This is a genomic window from Gordonia sp. GN26, from assembly GCF_054823965.1.
On the sequence record NZ_JSYC01000176.1, the window covers coordinates 106 to 21,172 of the forward strand.

Sequence of the window (21,067 nt, forward strand, 5' to 3'; positions counted from 1 at the left end):
TCTCGCCTACTCAACCAGCGGGGGGCCGGCGGCCACCGAAAAGCGCCCCCGGAAAGCACCCTGTGCAGGCGACCGGGCGACATAGTGTCGCCGGCCTGGCTCTGGAGGGCGCTTTCCGGGGGCGCATTTCAGCAGGTCAGGGCGAGGACCCCGCTCAATCCGCGGAGGTGGTGTCCCCGATGGTCGGGCCGAGGAGGTCGTCGGCGTCGGTGATGCGGTAGGCGTAGCCCTGTTCGGCGAGGAAGCGTTGCCGGTGGGCGGCGTAGTCGGCGTCGAGGGTGTCGCGCGAGACCACCGAGTAGAAGTGTGCCTGTCCGCCATCGTGTTTCGGCCGCAGCAGGCGGCCGAGGCGCTGGGCCTCCTCCTGCCGTGAACCGAAGGTGCCCGACACCTGGACGGCGACGGATGCCTCGGGGAGGTCGATGGAGAAGTTGGCGACCTTCGACACGACGAGGGTCTGGAGTTCGCCGGAACGGAAGCGGTCGAACAGGATCTCGCGCTCCTTGTTCTTCGTCGACCCCTGGATGACCGGGCAGTCGAGTTCGCGGCCGAGCTCCTCGAGCTGGTCGATGTAGGCGCCGATGACCAGCGTCTGCTGACCCTTGTGTTTGTTCAGGATCGCCTTCACCACGTTGACCTTGGTGTGGGCGGTGGAGCAGAGCTTGTACTTCTCCTCCGGCTCGGCGACCGCGTACTGCAGGCGCTCCTCGTCGGTGAGGGTCACGCGGACCTCGATGCACTCGGCCGGCGCGATCCAACCCTGCGCCTCGATGTCCTTCCACGGGGCGTCGTAGCGCTTGGGCCCGATGAGGGAGAAGACGTCACCCTCGCGGCCGTCCTCACGGACCAGGGTCGCGGTGAGGCCGAGACGCCGACGGGACTGCAGGTCGGCGGTCATCCGGAAGACGGGTGCGGGCAACAGGTGCACCTCGTCGTAGATGATCAGGCCCCAGTCGCGTGAGTCGAAGAGATCGAGATTCCGGTACTCGCCCTTCGACTTCCGCGTCATCACCTGATAGGTCGCGATGGTGACCGGTCGGATCTCCTTGCGTTCGCCGGAGTACTCGCCGATCTCCTCCTCGGTCAGCGTGGTGCGCGCGATGAGCTCGCGCTTCCACTGCCGGCCGGCGACGGTGTTGGTGACCAGGATCAGCGTGGTGGCGCCGGCCTTGGCCATCGCGGCCGCGCCGACCATCGTCTTGCCCGCACCACACGGCAGCACGACGACGCCGGAGCCGCCGGCCCAGAACGAGTCGGCCGCCATCTCCTGGTAGTCGCGCAGGTGCCAGTCGCCCTGGTCGAGGTCGATGGGGTGCGCCTCGCCGTCGACGTAGCCGGCGAGGTCCTCGGCCGGCCAGCCGACCTTCAGCAGCACCTGCTTGAGGCGGCCGCGCTCGGACGGATGCACGATGACGGTGTCGTCGTCGAGCTGCGCTCCGAGCATCGGGGCGACCTTCTTGTGTCGCATCACCTCGAGCAGGACAGCACGGTCGAGGCTCACGAGGGTCAGTCCGTGTGCGGGATGCTTGACCAGCTGCAGCCGGCCGAAGCGGCCCATCGTGTCGACGACGTCCATCAGCAGCGGCTGGGGGACGGCGTAGCGCGAGTAGGTGACCAGCGCGTCGACGACCTGTTCGGCGTCGTGACCGGCGGCGCGGGCGTTCCACAGCGCGAGCGGGGTGACCCGGTAGGTGTGGACGTGCTCGGGGGCACGTTCGAGTTCGGCAAAGGGTGCGATCGCCTGACGAGCCGCCTGAGCATCGGGGTGGTCGACCTCGAGCAGCAGGGTCTTGTCGGATTGCACGATCAGGGGTCCATCGGTCACCCGCTCCATTGTCCAGATAGGAGCAGTGATTGTCAGCGACGGGCCTCTTTGTGGGTCAGAACACGGGGATGCCGAGCCGACGGCGCACCCGCAGGTCGACGATGTTCAGCCGGAAAACACCGCGGAGCATGGGCGCCACCACCGGGTCGACGACGCGCAGTGCGGAGAGAAGTGCCTGGTAGCGGCGGGCGTCGTCCGCGGTCCACGTCCAGCCCATCATCGACCGGAACTCCGGTGGGAGTCCGGCGTTGATGGCGTAGGTGAGGAAACCGCCCAGCGTCTTGTGGGCGATGGTTCCGACCACGCCGGCGCGGAACTCGAGGAACGAGAGGTCGGCGAGGCTCTGCAGTTCCTGCCGCACCGGCTCGTCGATCCGTAGTTCGGCGAGCTGGCTGTTCCAGTAGGCGAGGAGTTCGTCGTAGGTGGCCGGCCACCTGTCGCGGGGGACGTTGAGCGCGGTGCCGAGCGGATGTGCCTCGGTGAGGACCATCTGCCGTTCGGCGTCGGAGAGGGGTCCGTGGATCAGCTCGTACTGGTCGATGAAGTACTTGAGCAGGCACACCGCGACCCACAGCTGCAGGCGCGAGTCGTTGGCGCTGTAACGGACGGGGCTGGTCTCGGTCGAATAGACCTGGTCGTGCACGCGGCCGACGCAGTTGTGGATGTACTCCCTGTCGGAGTCGCTGCCCATCAGCGCGACGGCCAGGTAGGTGCCGGTGGTGCGGGCACGCTTGATCGGGCGTTTGATGGCGTTGCCCCGCGGGACGCGGCTCTCGTACACGCCGTACCCGACCTTCGGGTTGGACAGCTGCATGATCACGTTCGCGACCGACAGCGTCGGGCCGACGACGGTGACGAGGTCGGCGGGACGTTTCACGCGGCGGCGTCGTGACGGTGGTTTGATGCGCGGCACGAGATCGTGCTGGTAGGTGTCGGGCACGGCGGCGGTGGCGTCGGCGCGTACAGCGGTCATGACGGGCCAGCTTTCCTCGGCACTGAGTACTCGCGAGCCTAGCAAGATCCTGAGACGAATGTCACAGGTCGTGTCAACGCGGTGGTCAGGCGTCGAGGAGTTCGACGCTGGTCAGCCGGTGGAGCGAGAACCGCTGCTCGGTGTCGCTGCCCTCCTCGACGGCGACCAGCTGCCCCGCACCGAGGACCTTCGGGGTCACGACGTGGCGGCTGGCCGATCCCTGAGCGTCGACGTAGCCGACGCGGAGCCGGCGCTTGGCGCGCAGTGCGAGCTGGATGAGTGCGGTCGCCGATTCGCCGCTGCCGGAGGCGCGTACCGGTGTCGACGCCGAGGTGCTGCGGACCGGGGTGGCCGCGGCGGCGCGGTCGGTCGAGCGGATGCGGCCGACCACCGACCGGAGCTGTTCCTCCGACGGCGCGCTGCGACGCGGCTGGGCCTGCCGCCGGGCCCGCGACACGGTGACTCGGCTGCCGCGTTCGCGGAGGTCGACGACGGCGCCCGTCGAATCCTCGCCTGCCGGCGCGAATCCCGCGGCGCGCAGCTGGTCGATGACCTCGCGAACCTCCGACGGCGAGATCGCCACGGTCGGGGCGAGTGCACGCAGCGCGAGCGGTTCGGCGGCCGGACTGCGCAGCACCGCGGCGAGGACCGTCGGGTCCTCGCAGCGGATGAACGCCGACGCCACGCCGACGCGGAGCTGTCCGTGCTTCCGGGCGACATCCTCGATGAGGTACGAAAGTGACTGCGGCACCGGCGTTCTCGAATGCGTGGTGAACATCGACAGCAACTCGTTGCTGCTGCGGCCGGCGTCGAGCGCGCGCCGAACGCTCTCCGGGGTGATCCGGTACACCGATGCGGCGCCGCCCGACTCGAGGTCGGCGACGAGTTCGACCTGTTCGGCGAGTTCCGGTGTCATCGGGCCCGGCACGGTGAGGGTGAGGTCGGCCTGGGTGAGGAAGTGGTCCACCGGCTCGGGCAGCACGGCGCGCATCGCGGCCAGCACCGCTGCGTCGGCGTCGGCGGGATCGGCATCGGCCGGCGGCTCGACGGTGTACGCCCGGCCGACGGTGGTCAGCGCGTCGTGGGCGACGAGCCCGATTTCACGTGCCTCACGCAGGGTTTCGGCGACGAGGCGCCGGCTGAAGCGCCGCATCTGGCGGGGACGGTGCCAGTGCAGGTTCGCCAGTACTGCGTCGGGTGTCACCGGGACCGCGGGGTCGGCGTGGGCCAGCGTCGAGAGGATGAGTTGCCGCTGGATCGGCGCATAGGCGTCGTGGAGATCGGCGGACAGGGTGGCCATCGCGTTGCCGTCGCGGTCGGGGTCACCGACCTGCCAGACGCGCCGGGGCATGTGCAGCCAGGCGTCGGCCAGCGACAGCCACTGACGCTCCCGCGGCTGGTGCAACCAGGTGTCCGCGGTGGAGGTCGGCGCGAAGGACTGCTCGCCGGAGTCGTTGGGCGGCGGCGGTTCCGGGAAACCGGCGTCGATGATCCGTAGGTAACCGGCGAGCTCGATCAGGAACGCGACGCGCTGCGTCTCGATGCCGGAGAGCTTCGACAATCGCCGGAGTTCGCGGACGCCGAGCGCCCCCGACCGCAGGACGGCGGCGGGGGTGGCGCCGAGGATGTTGAGCAGCGAGGTGAGGTGGCGGATGAGTTCGAGTGCCTCGCCACCCGCCGCGGCGTCGACCGCCTTGGCCGGGAATCGCGGCTTGAGGCCGGCCTCGTGCAGCGGAGGGGGATTGAGATCGTCGGTGTGCCAGGCCGGTTCGTCGCGGATCACCGCGCCGACCATGGGCGGGAGTTCAACGGTCTGATTGTCGACGCGGGCCAGCAGGCCCGACGAGATCAGTTGTGCGACCGGGGTGCTCGGGTCGGCGTCGGGATCGGCGTCGCGGCTGCGGCCCAGGGCCGGACCGCGGGCCAGGGTCTCCAAGAGTTCCTTCGGTCGCTCGTCGAGGTCGGCGACCATCGCCGCGATCTCCTCGCCGCTCCGACCCGCCAGCGGACCGGTGAGATGCGGTGACCGCCACGGCATCGCGGAGTCGACGTGCTCGCCCGCGCAGAGGGAGGTCTTGTCGCCCCACAGGATCGCGCGGCGTCGAAGGAGTTCGATCCGGGCACGGACGTCCTCGGCGGCTGCCCGGCCGGACAGCGACTTGACGATCTTGGTGACCGACGGGCGTTTGGACTTCGTGGTCTTGCGGCTGCCCAGCGCGATCGCCTGTTCGAGGACGGCGACCGCCAGCACGTCGAGATCCTCGCCGGCCAGCGCCAGCGACGCCGCGGACAGCGCACGCTGCGCCAGCACACGCGTGCCCTGCGGGGTGGGGGAGGCGAGGTCGGGTCGTTCGATCAGCAGCTCGGTGAGCTCGTCGTCGGAACGCGCGGCCAACTCCTCGGCCAGGCCGGCGTGCTGGTCATCCGAACTCATTCGATCGACTTTACCGGGCGGTGCGACATCGCTACTCCGGGTGCAGATGGGTTGGCTTCGATACGGCCCTCGGCTTGCGCCTCGGGCCTACTCAACCAGCAGTGGGGGCCTCGTACCGCACGGCAGCAGCCTCACTCAACCAGCAGTGGGGGCCTCGTATCGCAGGGCAGCAGCCTCACGCAGCCGGCAGCGGGGGCCTGATTACACAGCAGCCCTCAGACGTCGCCGCGACGGAGCATCCGGCCGCGGGCGGTCTCGAAGTCCACCTTCTGGCCGCGAACCCAGGTGCCCTTGACCACGCCGGCGAGGGCGCGGCCGTCGTAAGGGCTGATCGCGTTCTTGTGGTGCAGACGGTTGACGTCGACGATCTGTGCGGACTCCGGCTCGAAGATCGCGAAGTCGGCGTCGCAGCCGAGGGCGATGCGGCCCTTGGACGGCAGGCCGGCGAGATCGGCGGGCCTCGATGCCATCCACTCGATGACCTGCGGCAGGCCGATGCCGCGCTTCTTGGCCTCCGACCAGATGAGCGACAGTCCGAGCTGCAGCGAGGCCACCCCGCCCCAGGCGACGCCGAAGTCGCCGTTCTCGGGGTCCTTGAGGTCGATGGTCGAGGGGGAGTGGTCGGAGACGATGCAGTCGATCGTGCCGTCGAGCAGTCCCTCCCAGAGCAACTCACGGTTGCCGGCCTCGCGGATGGGCGGGCAGCACTTGAAGGCGGTCGCGCCGTTGGGGACCTCTTCGGCCAGCAGGGTGAGGTAGTGCGGGCAGGTCTCGACCGTGATCTTCACGCCGTCCTTCTTCGCGCTGGCCAGCATCGGCAGCGCGTCCGACGACGACAGGTGCAGCACGTGGGCGCGGACGCCGGTCCAGCGTGCGCGCTCGATGACCTCGGCGATCGCCAGGTTCTCGGCGCCGCGCGGACGAGAGGCGAGGAAGCGTGCGTACTCGTCACCCTCGGGCGACGGGGCGTGGTCGATGGCGCGGGAGTCCTCGGCGTGGACGATCATCAGCGAGTCGAACTCGGCGAGCTTGGCCATGTCGGCTTCCATCTCGTCGGCCGTCAGGTGCGGGAACTCGTCGACGCCCGAATGCAGCAGGAAGCACTTGAAGCCGAACACGCCGGCGTCGTGGAGTCCGCGGAGGTCGTCCTCGTTGCCGGGGATGGCGCCACCCCAGAAGCCCACGTCGATGTGCGTCTTGCCGTGCGCGGCGGCGCGCTTCTCGGCCAGGGCGTCGACGTTGACGGTCGGCGGGATCGAGTTGAGCGGCATGTCGATGAGGGTGGTCACGCCACCGGCGGCGGCCGCACGGGTGGCGGAGTCGAAGCCCTCCCATTCGGTGCGGCCCGGCTCGTTGACGTGGACGTGGGTGTCCACCAAACCGGGGATCATCACCTGGTCGTCGGCGAGTTCGATGACCTCGGTGCCGACGAGTCCGCTGCCGAGCGGTTCGATGGCGACGACGCGGCCGTCGCGGATACCGATCTCGCGCGCCACGATGCCTGCGGTCGTCAGGGTCTGTTCACCACGCACGACCAGGTCGAACGGCGCAACGGTCGAGTCCGCGGCGGTGTCGGAGAGAGGGGCCGGGGCGCCGGTTTCTGAGGTCATGGGGCGGGACTCCTTGCTGATCGCCGTGTCCTGGTGTCGTTCCAGAAGACTAACCCAGCAGATTCCTCATCGTGGAATGTCGGGGCGTGATTTCGGAAAGGTGACTCGCGAGTAGCGCTTCGCGATGCTATTGACAACGCCCCGCACGAGGGCGCTAACCTTCACGAACGCGGAACCCCGATTCCACATCACGGAAGTTCCACGAGTGTAGGAGCGCGGTCAAAGATGACCGTCCGACGAAAGTGCAGAGATGAGCACTGAACCGCCCACGATCCAGCGTGACGAGGCGACGCCGAGGACGTCCACGACCGGCGTGTCCGCCGGCGAGGAGACCCACGGCGTGACCGGAACCGTCCCGGCCGGATTGAGTCCCAAGCTGTACAACGACGACCTGGCGCCCACGAGTCGCGTCGGCCGCCGCTGGAAGAGCTACAACATCTTCACGCTGTGGGCCAACGACGTCCACAGCCTGGGCAACTACGCCTTCGCCATCGGGCTCTTCGCCCTCGGATTGGGCGGCTGGCAGATCCTGACCGCACTGGTGCTCGGCGGTGTCTTCCTCTTCCTGCTGCTCAACCTGTCCGGCTTCATGGGCGAGAAGACGGGCGTCCCGTTCCCGGTCATGAGCCGCATCTCGTTCGGTATCCGCGGCGCGCAGATCCCGGCGCTCATCCGCGGCGGCGTGGCGATCGCCTGGTTCGGCATCCAGACCTACCTCGCGTCGGTCGTCCTCCGGATCATGCTGGTCGCGTTGTTCCCCGGCGCGGAGGATCTGGACGCCAACCGCTTCCTCGGCCTCTCGACTCTGGGCTGGATCTCTTTCGTCTCGCTGTGGGTGATCCAGGTGATCATCGTCAGCTACGGCATGGAGATGATCCGCCGCTACGAGGCTTTCGCCGGCCCGGTCATCCTGTTCACCATGGTGGCGCTGGCCATCTGGATGCTCAGTAACGCCGACTGGACCATCGCGTGGACCACCCCCGACTCGCTGACCGGCGTCGACATGTGGCTGAAGATCATCGGCGGCGCGAGCCTGTGGGTCGCCATCTACGGCACCTTCGTCCTGAACTTCTGCGACTTCACCCGCAACGCGGAATCGCGAAAAGCCATCGTGCGCGGCAACTTCTGGGGCATCCCGCTCAACATGCTGCTCTTCGGCGGCATCGTGGTCGTGCTGGCCGGTGCGCAGTTCCGGATCGACGGACGGGTCATCGAGTCGCCGTCGGACATCGTCCAGACCGTGCCCAACACCTTCCTGTTGGTGCTGGCCTGCCTGGCGCTGCTGATCCTCACGGTCGCGGTGAACCTGATGGCCAACTTCGTCGCGCCCATCTACGCGCTGTCCAACTTGTTCCCGCGCTACCTGAACTTCCGCCGCGCGGCACTCGTGACCGCGATCATCGGACTGATCATCCTGCCGTGGAACCTGTACAACTCGCCAGCGGTGATCAACTACTTCCTGGGTGGGCTGGGTGCGCTGCTCGGACCGCTGTTCGGCATCGTCATGGCCGACTACTGGCTCGTCCGCCGCTCGAAGATCGATGTGCCCGCGTTGTTCTCCGAGGCACCTGATGGCGCCTACCATTACCGGAACGGCGTGAACCTGCGGGCCATCGTCGCGCTGGTCCCGACGGCGGCCTTCGCCCTGGTGATGGCCTTCGTCCCGGCCTTCGAAGTGGTCTCGGAGTTCTCCTGGTTCATCGGTGCCGGTCTCGGCGCGGTCGTCTACCTGCTGGTGGCCGATCGCCGCGGACCGTTCGCCGAGGTGTCGGGCGAGCCGATCTCCGTCGCCAGCACCCACTGATCGCCAGGAGGTAGATCCGATGCGCATCCTCGTCGCCAATGTCAACACGACCGAGTCGATGACCGAGGCGATCGCCGACTCGGCTCGGTCGGTCGCCTCGCCCGGCACCGAGATCGTCGGCATGACACCACGATTCGGTGCCGACTCGTGCGAGGGCAACTTCGAGTCCTACCTCGCCGCCATCGCGGTGATGGACGCGATCCTCGCCTATCCCGAACCGTACGACGCGGTCATCCAGGCCGGGTACGGCGAACACGGACGGGAAGGGCTCCAGGAACTCCTCGAGGTCCCGGTCGTCGACATCACCGAGGCCGCGGCGTCGACGGCGATGTACCTGGGACACAAGTTCTCGGTCGTGACGACGCTGGACCGGACGGTCCCGCTGATCGAGGACCGGCTCAAGCTCGCCGGCCTCGACCAGCGCTGCGCGTCGGTCCGGGCGTCGGGACTCGGTGTGCTGGAACTGGAATCGGACCCGGAGCGGGCGGTCAAGGCGATCGTCGAACAGTCCACGAAGGCGGTGCACGACGACCACGCCGAGGTGATCTGCCTCGGATGCGGCGGCATGGCCGAGCTCGAGGAGCAGGTCCGCGCCGCGACCGGCGTCCCGATCGTCGACGGTGTGCGTTCCGCGGTCACGATCGCCGAAGGTCTTGTCCGGATGGGACTCTCGACGTCGAAGGTCCGCACCTACGCGAAGCCGCGCGAGAAGAAGGTCACCGGCTGGCCGTTCACGATCTGAGCTGACGGTCGGGGTTCCGACGGTCCGGCACCCGAGGATCCGATTGCGTTTTGTCCCGGGTGCCGTGACAAAACGCAATCTGATTCGGTGGCCATCGAATTACTCGACTACTGGTCCTCCCGGATGGCGTGCGGCCACCGCGGGTCCCGGCCGGTGAGACCGGCGAGTCGGTCGACGAGTGGTGCGTCGTCGGGCACCTCGACCACCGGCCCGAACATGCCGTCGCGGTCTTCCTGCGGCTGGGGTGGGTAGTGGAAGTCGAACACGACCTGCAGGATCTCGTCGGGGACGTCGAATGCAATATCCGCAGCGCGTGCGACATCCCAGCCGTGCAGAACCAGTTCCGACAGTGCGACCAGGCCCATGATCTCGGCGGGCAACTCGACGCCGCCCGCCTGGGTCATGCCCTCCCATGCTGCGGTGTCGTTCCAGGAGTCCGCGAGTTCACGCACGTGACCCTGCAGTTCGTCTCGCCACTTCGTCGACAGGCGGCTTTGCGCCGGTTCCGGCGGCGTCGACGTCAACGGACCGAAATCCTTGCGCGCAGCGGCCGCGAACGCCTGCGAGAGTCCGTCGACGTGGGCCAGCAGCGCGGCGAGATGCGTGTCGCGACACGGCGTCGGACGGTCCAGTTCGGAATCGGGGATTGCGGCGGCGAAAGCCAGCATGTGATCGGCGGCTGCAGCTATCAGTTGCGCTTGGGTGGTGTCGGTGGGCATCCGAGTCCATCTCCTCGTGTCTGAGTGCTCACCGGGACTGACCACCCGGCCTTTGATTTCTCATCGGACGCGCGACAGGGCTGTGGATGCGGCGCTCGAGCCGTCGGGTAGCGGCTATCTCAGACCTGATGGCACGGTGTTGCCGTCGACCGTCACGGTGACCTCGCCGGTCGTCGTGTTCTCGGTGATCTCGCCGTGTTCGAAGGTCACCACCTCGAGGTCACCGTCGACCGTGACGTCGCTGGTGGGCATGCCGAGAGGTCCGGCCGAGCCGTTGGTGCCGAGGAGCATCGGGACGCCGTCCGGGGCGCGCTCGGTGTTCCACGCGTCTCGGATCTTGCCGGAGGTGACGATGTACGCGGGCGTTCCGGGGTTGCTGTTCTTCGCGATGATCACACCGCCGCGGAACTGTTGGTACACGACGCCGCTCTCGCGAGTGCCGGCGTTGTGGTCCCCGGTCAGCGGCCGGCCGAGGGCTTCTCGTTGTGCCTGAGTCGCCGAGGCGTACTTGATCGCGAGCGGGCCGGTGAGCGTCACCGGCACGTCGTCCTCACCCGTCACCGTCAGCCCGGAGGGTTCGGCCCCGGCATCAACGGCGGCCGCGGGGGTGGAGATGGACGAATCGCGGTCGGCCTCAGCCCTCCCACACCCGGCGGCGGCAAGCGCGATCACGAACAATCCGGCAACTAACGCGGCGCGACGGAAAGCCGTCTGCTTCATAGATGTCTCCCGGACTCTCGACGTACAGCCGATCCACAACGCCCGAATCGGACGGATTTCGCACGAGTCTATCGGCCACGGTCGCGGGCGGGCTCCCAGCTCTGCGTCGACGAATGCCCGACCCTGTTCGCGGTCGAGTGGCATTCAGCCGTGCCGACGGCGGTATTCGGCGGCGGCTCCCGGGTGCAGGGGGATGGGCCCGGTGACGATCAACGACTGGGCGTCGAGGAACTGACTGCCGATCGCCTGGGCCGGTACGAGCTGGGCCGATTGATCGAGCAGTAGGTCGACGACGGCCGCGGCGGTCGCGTCGGGCACGTCCCGACGGGCGAGCAGCAGGTTCGCGACCCCGACGGTGGTGACCGCCGGATGTCGGCCGTAGATGTCGGCCGGGATGCGCACGGGCTCGTACGCGAGTCCGTACCGCTGTCGAAGCGCCGGCACGATCCCGCCGAGGTCGAGCAGGGCGATCGGCACCTGAGGGTCGGCGAATGCCGGGGTCGGCAGACCACCCGCCCACATGACCGCGTCGGCCTCTCCGGCGGCGAGCGCGGCGCGGGCCTCCCGCATCGTCTGGCGTACCGGCCGGATGTCGCGCTCGGGCCCGAGCCCCGCCGCGACGAGAACCCTCTCGGAGAGTTCCGCGGCCCCGGAACCCGGTGCGCCGACGCTCACCACCCGCCCGCGGAGATCGGCGACCGACGCGATGCCCGAATCGGCGCGGACCGCCACCTGGAAATAGTTCTCGTATACGCACCCGAGAGCTGTCAGCTGCGGGTCCGCACGTTCCACGGCGGCGTCGCGGAGACTGAGGGCGAGCTCCGCCGACCCCTGGGAGAGGGCGTCGAGGTTCTCGGCGGAGCCGTTGGACTGCCGGGGCCGGATCGGCGGTGCGCCCGACCGGTCGGCCGCCGCCGCGAGGAGACCGGCGAACTCCCAGAAGAAGCCGCCGGTCTCACCCGCCGCGAGTCGGACCGGCGCGCCGCGCTCGGTCCCGCACGCGGACAGAAGGAGCAGCGCACCCAGGCCGCACCCTCGGAGCACGGTCCGACGGTCGACCGACCCGCGTGCGTGCGACATGGTGTCACCTTAGGCGCGCCGCGCACCGATCTCTGCGCCGACGAAGGCCCGCCCCTGTTCGCGGTCGAGTGGCGTCTCCGCCTTGTTGCGCAGCACGAAGATGTAGACCAGCAGCGATACCGCGATCACGGCCGTGACGTAGGCGATGAACCACGGGACGTGACCGCCGTTCTTCGCCGCCTGGTAGATCAGCGGTGCGGTGCCGCCGAACGCCGAGTTGGCGAGGGCGTAACCGAGGCCCACGCCGAGAGCACGGACGTGCGACGGGAACAGTTCGGCCTTCACGATCGCGTTGATGGAGGTGTAGCCGGTGAGGATGATGTAGCCGATACCGAGCAGCGTCAGCGACGCGGCCACCGAGGTGGTCTGGGGCAGGTAGGTGATCAGGACGTAGGTGTAGATGACGCCGCCGACACCGAAGAAGACGAGCACCGGCTTGCGTCCGACCTTGTCGCTGATCATCCCGCCGATCGGCTGCAGGGCCATCAGGAACACCAGTCCGATCAGGTTGATCCACGTGCCGACGCGGCCGTGGTCCTCGTAGGCGGTCTTGACGATGGCCGGGGCGTTCACGCTGTAGGTGTAGAAGGCGATGGTGCCGCCGATGGTGACCAGGAAGCAGACCATCAGCGAGCGCCAGTGGTGCAGGATGAGCTCGCGGATCGATCCGGACTCGGAATCGGCGCCGGTGCGCACGGCCTCCAACTGCTCCGGGGTGAGCGACTCGTCCATGCTGCGGCGCAGCCAGAAGACGACGACCGCGGCCACACCGCCGATGAGGAACGCTATGCGCCAACCGAAGTCGGAGATCTGGTCCTTGTCGAGGAAGCCCTGCATCACGAGCAGCGTGAGCTGCGCCAGCACGTGTCCGCCGATCAGCGTGACGTACTGGAACGACGAGAAGAATCCACGTCGCTCACGCGTGGCCGCCTCGGACATGTACGTCGCCGACGCGCCGTACTCGCCGCCGGTGGCGAACCCCTGAACCAGACGACAGAGGACCAGGACGACCGCCGCCCACACGCCGATCGATTCTCGGCCCGGCGTCAGTGCGATGACCAACGAGCATGCGGCCATCAACGACACGCTGAACGTCAGCGCCGCGCGCCTACCCCGACGGTCGGCGTAGCGGCCGAAGAACCAGGAACCGACCGGCCGCATCAGGAAGGTGACGGCGAAGATGGCGTACACGTAGACGGTCGAGTTCTTGTCGGCCGAATCGAAGAACTGGCTCTCGAAGTACGTCGCGAACACCGTGTAGACGTAGACGTCGTACCACTCGACGAGGTTGCCGGAGGACCCGCGCAGGGTGTTGTACACGGCGCGGCGAGTGGCCGCGGCCGAGGATGTCGGTGGTGCGCTCCGCGCATCCGCGGCGAGCCGGGCGGTCGAGTCGGTCATCAGTCCTCCAGTCGTCGAACGTGCGCCCGACACGAGTCCGGCGTCGGTGCCTCTAACACTGTGAAGGCAGTCACAGGCTCGACGAAAGCCGATCTCGGTTTCCTAACACTCCCTTAGGACTCGACGTCCGGCGCGAGGTCCGCCGCCGGGATCCAGAGGTCGACCCGCAGTCCCGTAGGGCGTCCGGCACTCACCGCCAGTTCGCCCCCGGCCCCCTCGACCAGGGCGCGGGCGATGGACAACCCGAGTCCGGACCCGGGTGCGCTGCCGGTCTCCGCGCGGAAGAACCGTTCCGTCACGCGATCCAGCTCGGCGTCGGGCACACCGCGACCGGTGTCGGCGACCCAGACACGGATACGCGACCCTTCGGACCGGCAACCCAGCTCGACCGACGCGTCCGGGCCGGCATGGTTGACCGCATTGCTCATCAGGACGTCCAGCACCCGGATGAGGTCGTCCTCGTCGACCGCCGCGATCATCGATCGATGCCGCTCCGTCGGCAAGGTGACCGACGCCGACAGTCCCGCGTCGGCGAACGCACCTGCCCAGAAGTCGTGGCGTTCGGCCAGCACCGTGGCGGCGTCGCAGATGCCGGTGGCGGACACAGCGGGCCGCGACTCGGCGGTGGCCAGGACGAGCAGGTCCTCGACGATGCGGTCCAGGCGATCGATCTCGACGAGTGTCTTCTCATGCGAGGCGAGCGATCGGCCGGTCAGGCCGAGACCCAGAGTGTCGAGCCGAAACCGGACCGCGGCGAGCGGATTACGCAGAGCGTGAGCGGTGTCGGCGACCAGACGGCGCTGGGCCGCGGTGGCGTTCTCGACGTCGTCGGCCATCGCGTCGAAGATGCGGGCCAGCTCACGGACCTCCGGCGGGCCGCTGCGCCGAGGGTCGCGATGTCCGTCCGGCGTCGGTTCGACCGCATCCGGAACGTGGTCGACGATGGACGCGCGCAGAGATCGCACCCGGGTCGTCAACGCGGTGAGGGGACGAACTGTCCAGCGCGACAACGCAACCGCGATCAGCGACCCCACGAGCAGCATGGCGAGAGCACCACCGGCGATCATCGCCCAGTACCTGGTGACATCCCGTTTCGCCGCTGACGTCGACGCTGCGATGACGACCGCGCCGTCGACCTGACTCCCCGTACCGATCGGCTGGGACACCAGTACCGATGCGGGCGACCAGGGAGTCAGTCCCGACGGGATCCGCGTGCGCTGGTTGCGCAACGCCTCGGAGACCGCTTCGGAGACCTCCGGCGAGCGGGCCGAGAGGCCGGCCGAGGCGCGCGTCGTACCGGCTCGATCGACCACCACGACACCCTCGCCGTAGAGGGCGCTGTAGCGCTCGACAGCCTGCTGCAGCTCGGTGCCCCGTATCTCCGGTTCGCGATCGGCGAGGTCGGCGAAATAGGTCGCGGACGCGGTCCGGCTCTCGGTGAACCGCTGCAGCCGTTCGCGACTCACGGTCGAGGCGAGGGGGACGGCCAAGCCCAGGACGACGATCGCCGAATAGGCGACGAGAACGAGCAGCACACGCCGCCACATCGCTCAGGAGCCCCAGCGGTAGCCGTACCCGCGGATCGTCTCGATCACGCCGGGTCTGCCGAGCTTGGCCCGGAGTGCGGTCATGTGGACGTCGAGGCTACGGGAGATCGCGACGTAGGCGTCGCCCCAGATCGCATCCATCAACTGTTCGCGGCTCACCGCCTCGCCGCGGCGTCCGACGAGGTGCGCGAGGAGTTCGAACTCCTTCGGGGTGAGCGCCACGTCGGCGTCGGCCACGGTGACCCGTCGCGCATCGAGGTCGACTGTGATATCGCCGGTCGATATCTGTCGCCCCGCGGGGTCCGGTGCGTCGGCGACCCGCCGGCGGGCGGCGACCTCCAGGCGCGCCATCAGCTCGCCGAGCCGAGCCGGTTTGACGACGTAATCGTCGGCGCCGCCGCGCAGTGCCCGCACCACCGATCGTTCGTCGTCGCGTGCGGTGAGAACGACGACCGGTAGCCGGCTGACCGTCCGCAACCTGCGCAGTACGGTCAGGCCGTCCTCGTCGGGTAGCCCCAGGTCCAGAAGGGCGAGGTCGAAGTCCCGGTGACCGAGCAGGAGGTCAGCCCCGCGCCGCATTCGGCGGGGTTCGTGGCCGACCTCGACCAGGGCGTCGACGAGGGCGTCACCGACCCCGTCGTCGTCCTCCACCACCGCGATACGCATCGCCTCTCACGGTACGACAGCGGGTGACCGGGGAACCGGTGCCACCTCGCGGGTGCGCCGGTGACGGACAGGGTCAGAGGGCGATCTGCCGGTTGACGTCCTTGTAGAGCAGGTAGCGGAAGTCCGACGGTCCGCCGGCGTAGCAGGCCTGGGGGCAGAAGGCGCGCAGGGACATGTAGTCGCCCTCCTGAACCTCGACCCAGTCGCCGTTGAGGCGGTAGACGGCCTTGCCCTCGAGGACGTAGAGGCCGTGTTCCATCACGTGGGTCTCGGCGAACGGGATCGATCCCCCGGGCTTGAAGGTGACGACGTTGACGTGCATGTCGTAGGCCAGGTCCTGCGGGTCGAGCATCCGGGTGGTGCTCCACGCGTCGGTGTCGGGCATCGGGGTGGGCTCGATGTCGCGCTCGTTGCCGAACTTCGGGGCCGGGGTGTGACCCGCGATCGGCTGGTAGCGCTTGCGGATCCAGTGGAAGGTCGTGGTGGCGTCGCTGCGGTTGTGCGCCGACCATGCGGTGCCTGCGGGCAGGAACGCGAATCCGCCCTCGGTCAGCGTGCGCTCCTCACCGGCGACGGTGACGGTCAGCGTGCCCGCGGTGACGAAGAGAAAGCCCTCGACCTCCGGCTGCGGCTCCGGGGCATCCGATCCGCCGCCCGGCGCGACCTCGACGATCGACTGCGAGAAGGTCTGCGCGCCACCGGGAACCGGGCTGTTGATGACCCAGGCGCGGGTGCCGGTCCACTCGGGGAAGACCGAGGTGACGATGTCGCGGAGCACGCCGCGCGGGATCACCGTGTAGGCCTCGGTGACGATCGCGCGGTCGGAGAGCAGGTCGGTCTGCGGCGGGAGTCCACCGGCGGGGGTGTAGTACGGGGAGACGGTCATCGTGGTGTCCTCTTCGGCGGATTGCTGGATGGTCGTTCGGGGCTTGCGGTCTCAGGCGGCGGGCGGCCGGTGGAGCGCGAGTTCGCGCACCTTCGCGATGGGCAGGTCGGTGGCGGTCTCGACCTCGTCGACGGTCAGTGCGCCGCACACCTCGCCGCGGCGGATGAAGCCGGCGAGTGAGCGGGCGGTCGCCGGTTCGTCGAGCACCGACGACGAGATCTGGTGCGCATAGTTGCGCAGACGCTCTGCGGCGGAATCGAATCCGTCGCGGTAGAAGGCGTACGTCGCGAGGAAGCGGGTGACGAGCTGGGCGGGATGGAGATCCCAGCCCTGATAGAAGCCGCGTTCGAGGTGGCGGCGGACCAGGCGCGAGTGCAGGGCCCAACCGGCTTCGACGGCCTCGCGGTCGCCGACCGGGAGGATGTTGGTCGACCCGTCGGACAGGCGCACACCGGTGCCGGCCGCGGCCAGCTGCATCACGGCCTTCGCGTGATCGGCGGCCGGATGTTCCATCGACTGGTAGGCGGCGGAGATACCGAGGGACGCGGAGTAGTCGTAGGTCCCGTAGTGCAACGCGGTCACCCGGCCCTCACCGGCGTGGATCATCTTCGCGACCGGCGCCGAACCGTCGACGCCCATCACCGACTGCGGGGTCTCCACCTGGATCTCGAAACCGATCCGACCCTCCGGCAGCTCGTGGATGCGCTCGAGCTCGCGGGCGACGGTGACCATCGCGGTCACCTGATCGGTCGAGGTCACCTTCGGCAGGGTCAGCGTCAGGCCGGACGGGAGGTCGCCGGTGCCGGCGAGTCCGGAGATGAACAGGTCGAGGGTGCGCAGGCCACGAGCCCGCACATCGGCCTCGAAGCATTTGAAGCGGATGCCGAGGAACGGCGGCGTGGTGTCGCCGGCGTCGCGGATGGCGGCGACGGCAGCCGCCACGGCTGCGTCCTCCTCGTCGTCGGAGCGGACGCCATAGCCGTCCTCGAAGTCGACGCGCAGATCCTCGATGGGCTCGCTGCGCAGCTTCGCCTCGACGAGGGTTGCGAGTTCGGTTGCGGTGGAGTCGCTTCGGGCCACGGTTGCGCGGGCGACCGCGTCGAGGCCCCCGTGGTCGGCGGCGGTGTCCAGCGCCGTGCGGCCCCACTGCTGCGCGAGGTCGGCGGAGAACCGGTCGGCGGGGACGTAGACGGTGTGGACCGGCTGCCGGCTGCCGTCGTCGCCCGGATACCTCTCGGACAGGAGGGCGTCCGCCGGGGCGAGGGCTGCCTCGACCTCGGCCAGGAAGGCCGCACCGAGGCGGCCGGTCTGCACGCTCATGAGGAGTCCTCCGTCGATCAGATGGAAAAATAATTCCGCAGAGTGGACTTTACCTGATTCCATGCACGTCGTCAGGACGAGGTGAGGGTGGACCCCGATTGTGGTTTCACATCATGGAACGTAATCTTTCGCCGAACTGTGGAGGTGGGAATGGCGGGTAACTCGGGTGGTGTCCAGTCGGTCGAGCGGGCTTTCGAGCTCCTCGAACTCATCGGTCGCGCCGGTGGCGAGTGCTCCCTGAGTCATCTGTCGTCGGAGTCGCCGCTGCCGCCGCCGACCATCCACCGGTTGCTGCGCACGCTCGTGGGCATCGGGTACGTCCGGCAACTGCCGAACCGGTCATATGCGCTGGGCCCGCGGCTGATCCGCCTCGGCGAGGTGGCCAACCGGCAACTCGGCGCGGCCGCCGCACCGGTACTGGGCTCGCTCGTCGCCGAACTCAGTGAGACCGCGAGCCTCGCCGTGCTCGACGGCGACATGGTCATCTACGCGGCGCAGGTCCCCTCACCGCACAGCATGCGCACCAACAACGAGGTCGGGCGTCGGGTGACGATGCACAACACCGCGGTCGGCAAGGCGGTCCTCGCCGAGCTCGACGATGCCCGCATCCTCAAGCACGTCACCCAGGCCGGACTCACGCCCGCCACCGAGTGGAGCGTCACCTCGTTGTCCGGCGTCTTCGCGGCCGTCGAACAGGTGCGCGCGGAGGGTGTCGCCACCGACGAGCAGGAGTACGAGGTCGGGGTCTGCGGCATGGCCGTCGCCGTACCCGGTGCGCCGACGCCGATGGCGGTCGGCATCTCGGGCCCGGTCGCCCGGTTCGACGACGATCTGCGCGCGCGGGCGGTCGGCGCCCTGCGGGCGGCGGCGGACACCATCTCCGAGGCTCTTATCGGCGCGAAGGAGTCGTAGCCGACTCGCCATCGTGCGGCGGTGTCAGATGGTGAGCTTGGTCGGGGACGTGCGGTTGGCCGAGTCGCCGCTCGAGCCGTCGCCGATCTGACCGTCGTTGTTGAAGCCCCAGCACCAGACCGATCCCGACGCCATCGCGCATGACGTGCCGTTGCCGGTCGAGACCGAGGTGACGTCGGTCAGGCTGGCGACCTCGCGCGGGATCTTCACCGAGCCGCCGCTGGAACCGAGCTGGCTGCGGTCGTTGTCGCCCCAACACCAGGCCTTTCCGTCGGCGGCCGCGCAGGTGGTTCCCCAATCGGTGGAGATGGCCGACGCCTTGGCGATGGTGTTCACCTTGGTGGGCGTCTTGCGCGGTTCGGCCGTGCCGTTGCCGATCTGGCCGTAGGCATTGGCGCCCCAGCAGTACGCGTCCCCGCCGGCGATCGCGCAGGCCGTCTGGAAGTAGGTGCTGGTGTTGGTGGCCGGGTCGTTGTCGTCGTCGGGGGCCGACTCGTGGTAGCCGCCGAGGGTGATGTCGGTGACCTCGCCGAGCCCGCCGACCTTCACCGGCGCTGACCGTTCGGTGGTGCTGCCGTCACCGATCTGGCCGCTGTCGTTGTTGCCCCAGCAGAACGCCGACCCGTCGGACACGGCACAGGTGGTGCCGTAGGCGGTGGAGATGTCGGTGACGACACCGAGGCCCGGGACCTTGGTCGGGACCGAGACGGCGTCGGTGCCGCCGGTGCCCAGCTGGCCGTATTCGTTGTTGCCCCAACAGAAAGCGTCGGTGCCGGCGATCGCGCAGCTGGTGCCCCAGCCGGTGGTGATGGCCTTGACATCGGAGAGCGTGCCGACCTTGGTCGCGGTGTCGACGGTGTTGCCGTCGGAGCCGTTGCCGACCTCGCCGTAGTGGTTGTTGCCCCAGCACCACGCCTCGCCGGCGGCAACCGCGCACGTCGTGCCGACATACTTGTTCTCACCGGTCAGGTAGCCGCCGACGGAGACCGACGTCGCGTCGGTGACACCGCCGACCGTGGCCGGACGACTGTGCGGAGTGGTCGTCCCGTCGCCGAGCTGGCCGGTCGTGTTGTCGCCCCAGCAGTTCACGGTTTCGTTGACGATGGCGCAGCTGGTGCCGAAGTTGGTGCTCACCAAAGGCTGAGCGACGATTGCCTTTTCGGGATCGTCGGCGGTGCTGCTCAGGAGCACCAACCCGGCGATCGCGCCGATGACGACGACCAGCACGGCACCCAGGACGCCGGCGATGATCAGGCCGGTGCGCTTCTTCTTCGGTGTCCCCGATGCGCCCGGGTAACCGGTCGGCGCGTACGCCATCGCAGCTTGCGGCCGTGAACTGTGAAGTGGTTGGGGGCCAGAGATGCTCGCGGTCGCGCCGGGCCCCGAGGGGTGGTTCATCAGCGGCTGCGGGCCGGATGGTCCGGTCATCGTCGGTTGCGGAGGCGGGGTGTTCTGCCCGTAGGGCCGGCCGTACAACGGCTGCGGGGCCGACGGTGCGCCGGTGCTGCCGCCGACGAGCGTCGGCGGGGGAACCGATGCGGCCGCGATCGTGTTGCCCTTCGCTGACGGCGATGCGATCACCGACTCGAGGGCGGCGGCGAAGCTGCGGCAGTCGGGGTAGCGTGCCGCCGGGTCCTTGGCGAGGGCGCGCTGGAAGACGGGGTCGAGATGCGCGAGGTCGCCGCGCAACTGGCCGATGTGGGGGACCGGCCGCTGGATGTGACCGAGCATCACCGACGGCTCGGACTGGCCGACGAACGGTGGCTGTCCCGCGAGCAGTGCGTACGCGGTGCAGGCCAGCGAGTACTGGTCGGAACGTGCTGTGGCGTCGGCACCCTCGAGGGTCTCCGGTGCGGAGAACGCGACGGTCCCGATGAACGAGTGGGTGCCGGTCAGGTTGGCCGAGCCGGCGAGTTTCGCGATGCCGAAGTCGAGGACGAGGGCACGATCGATCACTCCAGAGCCGGGGTCGCGGGTGACGAGGATGTTGGCGGGCTTGATGTCCCGGTGCACCACCTGATGACGGTGTGCGTAGTCGAGGGCGTCGGCGACCTGGGTGACGACCGTCGAGACCTCGGCCGGCTTCAGTCGCTCCTCGGTGAGGTCCTTGCCGTCGACGTAGCTCATCGAGAACCACGGCGAACCGTCCTCGATGCCGTACTGGTGGATCGTGATGATGCTGCGGTGATCGAGTTTCGCGGTGGTCTTCGCCTCGTTGGTGAAGCGCTGGTTGAACCCGGGCTGGGCGCTGACGGCGGTCGAGATGACCTTCAACGCCTCACGCCGCTCGAGTTGCAGGTTCTCGACGAGATACACCTCGCCCATGCCGCCGGCGCCCAGCTGGGAGATGACGCGGTAACCGGCGATGTGGGTGCCCGGACTCAGTGGCACGGCGACACCTCTTTCTTACGGTGAGAAGCGAATACGG

General features: G+C 68.7%; 16 protein-coding genes. 3 read left to right on the top strand and 13 right to left on the bottom strand.

Translation table 11 applies throughout. The features are described from left to right. Positions 1 to 154: 154 nt before the first annotated feature. The 4 genes from OK17_RS22410 to allB form a co-directional block, all read right to left on the bottom strand. Entirely contained in the window at positions 155 to 1,825 is a 1,671-nt protein-coding gene (locus OK17_RS22410; protein WP_461418808.1) for a DNA repair helicase XPB, read from the bottom strand. A 55-nt stretch (positions 1,826 to 1,880) separates the two neighbouring features. Next, on the bottom strand, positions 1,881 to 2,798 hold the full coding sequence (locus OK17_RS22415; RefSeq protein ID WP_461418809.1) for an oxygenase MpaB family protein: 918 nt from the start codon (positions 2,796 to 2,798) through the stop codon (positions 1,881 to 1,883). Between the two features lie 85 nt (positions 2,799 to 2,883). Then, positions 2,884 to 5,232, bottom strand: a complete 2,349-nt coding sequence (locus tag OK17_RS22420) for a helicase-associated domain-containing protein (protein ID WP_461418810.1) — start codon at positions 5,230 to 5,232, stop codon at positions 2,884 to 2,886. 215 nt (positions 5,233 to 5,447) lie between these two features. Beyond that, complete coding sequence (gene allB, locus OK17_RS22425; RefSeq protein ID WP_232717218.1) at positions 5,448 to 6,842, bottom strand: allantoinase AllB; 1,395 nt, start codon at positions 6,840 to 6,842, stop codon at positions 5,448 to 5,450. Positions 6,843 to 7,092: 250 nt separating this feature from the next. Between allB and OK17_RS22430 the strand changes: the two genes are divergently transcribed. Both OK17_RS22430 and OK17_RS22435 read left to right on the top strand, forming a co-directional pair. Continuing rightward, complete coding sequence (locus OK17_RS22430; protein ID WP_232717220.1) at positions 7,093 to 8,646, top strand: NCS1 family nucleobase:cation symporter-1; 1,554 nt, start codon at positions 7,093 to 7,095, stop codon at positions 8,644 to 8,646. Positions 8,647 to 8,665: 19 nt separating this feature from the next. Continuing rightward, positions 8,666 to 9,388, top strand: coding sequence for an aspartate/glutamate racemase family protein (locus OK17_RS22435; protein ID WP_232717221.1), 723 nt, complete (start codon positions 8,666 to 8,668; stop codon positions 9,386 to 9,388). Positions 9,389 to 9,495: 107 nt separating this feature from the next. Here the strand turns inward: OK17_RS22435 and OK17_RS22440 are convergent, their stop codons facing one another. The 8 genes from OK17_RS22440 to OK17_RS22475 form a co-directional block, all read right to left on the bottom strand. Continuing rightward, complete coding sequence (locus OK17_RS22440) at positions 9,496 to 10,107, bottom strand: TIGR03086 family metal-binding protein (RefSeq protein WP_232717223.1); 612 nt, start codon at positions 10,105 to 10,107, stop codon at positions 9,496 to 9,498. Positions 10,108 to 10,221: 114 nt separating this feature from the next. Next, positions 10,222 to 10,827: an LGFP repeat-containing protein gene (locus OK17_RS22445; RefSeq protein WP_461418811.1), complete on the bottom strand. Its 606-nt coding sequence runs from the start codon at positions 10,825 to 10,827 to the stop codon at positions 10,222 to 10,224. Positions 10,828 to 10,971: 144 nt separating this feature from the next. Further along, entirely contained in the window at positions 10,972 to 11,907 is a 936-nt protein-coding gene (locus OK17_RS22450; protein ID WP_461418812.1) for a TAXI family TRAP transporter solute-binding subunit, read from the bottom strand. A 9-nt stretch (positions 11,908 to 11,916) separates the two neighbouring features. Next, the gene (locus OK17_RS22455; protein WP_461418813.1) at positions 11,917 to 13,308 is read right to left on the bottom strand and encodes an MFS transporter; all 1,392 of its coding nucleotides are present in this window, start codon (positions 13,306 to 13,308) and stop codon (positions 11,917 to 11,919) included. A gap of 113 nt (positions 13,309 to 13,421) precedes the next feature. Further along, entirely contained in the window at positions 13,422 to 14,855 is a 1,434-nt protein-coding gene (locus tag OK17_RS22460) for a sensor histidine kinase (protein WP_461418814.1), read from the bottom strand. 3 nt (positions 14,856 to 14,858) lie between these two features. Next, on the bottom strand, positions 14,859 to 15,521 hold the full coding sequence (locus OK17_RS22465; RefSeq protein ID WP_461418815.1) for a response regulator transcription factor: 663 nt from the start codon (positions 15,519 to 15,521) through the stop codon (positions 14,859 to 14,861). Positions 15,522 to 15,594: 73 nt separating this feature from the next. Beyond that, positions 15,595 to 16,407: a bifunctional allantoicase/(S)-ureidoglycine aminohydrolase gene (locus tag OK17_RS22470; protein WP_232717232.1), complete on the bottom strand. Its 813-nt coding sequence runs from the start codon at positions 16,405 to 16,407 to the stop codon at positions 15,595 to 15,597. Positions 16,408 to 16,458: 51 nt separating this feature from the next. After that, on the bottom strand, positions 16,459 to 17,727 hold the full coding sequence (locus tag OK17_RS22475) for a DUF6986 family protein (RefSeq protein WP_232717233.1): 1,269 nt from the start codon (positions 17,725 to 17,727) through the stop codon (positions 16,459 to 16,461). A 150-nt stretch (positions 17,728 to 17,877) separates the two neighbouring features. Between OK17_RS22475 and OK17_RS22480 the strand changes: the two genes are divergently transcribed. Next, positions 17,878 to 18,639 carry an IclR family transcriptional regulator gene (locus OK17_RS22480; RefSeq protein WP_232717234.1) on the top strand — a complete coding sequence of 254 codons (762 nt, stop codon included), beginning with the start codon at positions 17,878 to 17,880 and terminating at the stop codon, positions 18,637 to 18,639. Between the two features lie 24 nt (positions 18,640 to 18,663). On the opposite strand, the gene OK17_RS22485 is transcribed toward OK17_RS22480, so the two are convergent. Beyond that, a complete protein-coding gene (locus OK17_RS22485; RefSeq protein ID WP_232717235.1) occupies positions 18,664 to 21,030 on the bottom strand; it encodes a protein kinase domain-containing protein in 2,367 nt (788 codons plus the stop codon). Positions 21,031 to 21,067: the final 37 nt, after the last annotated feature.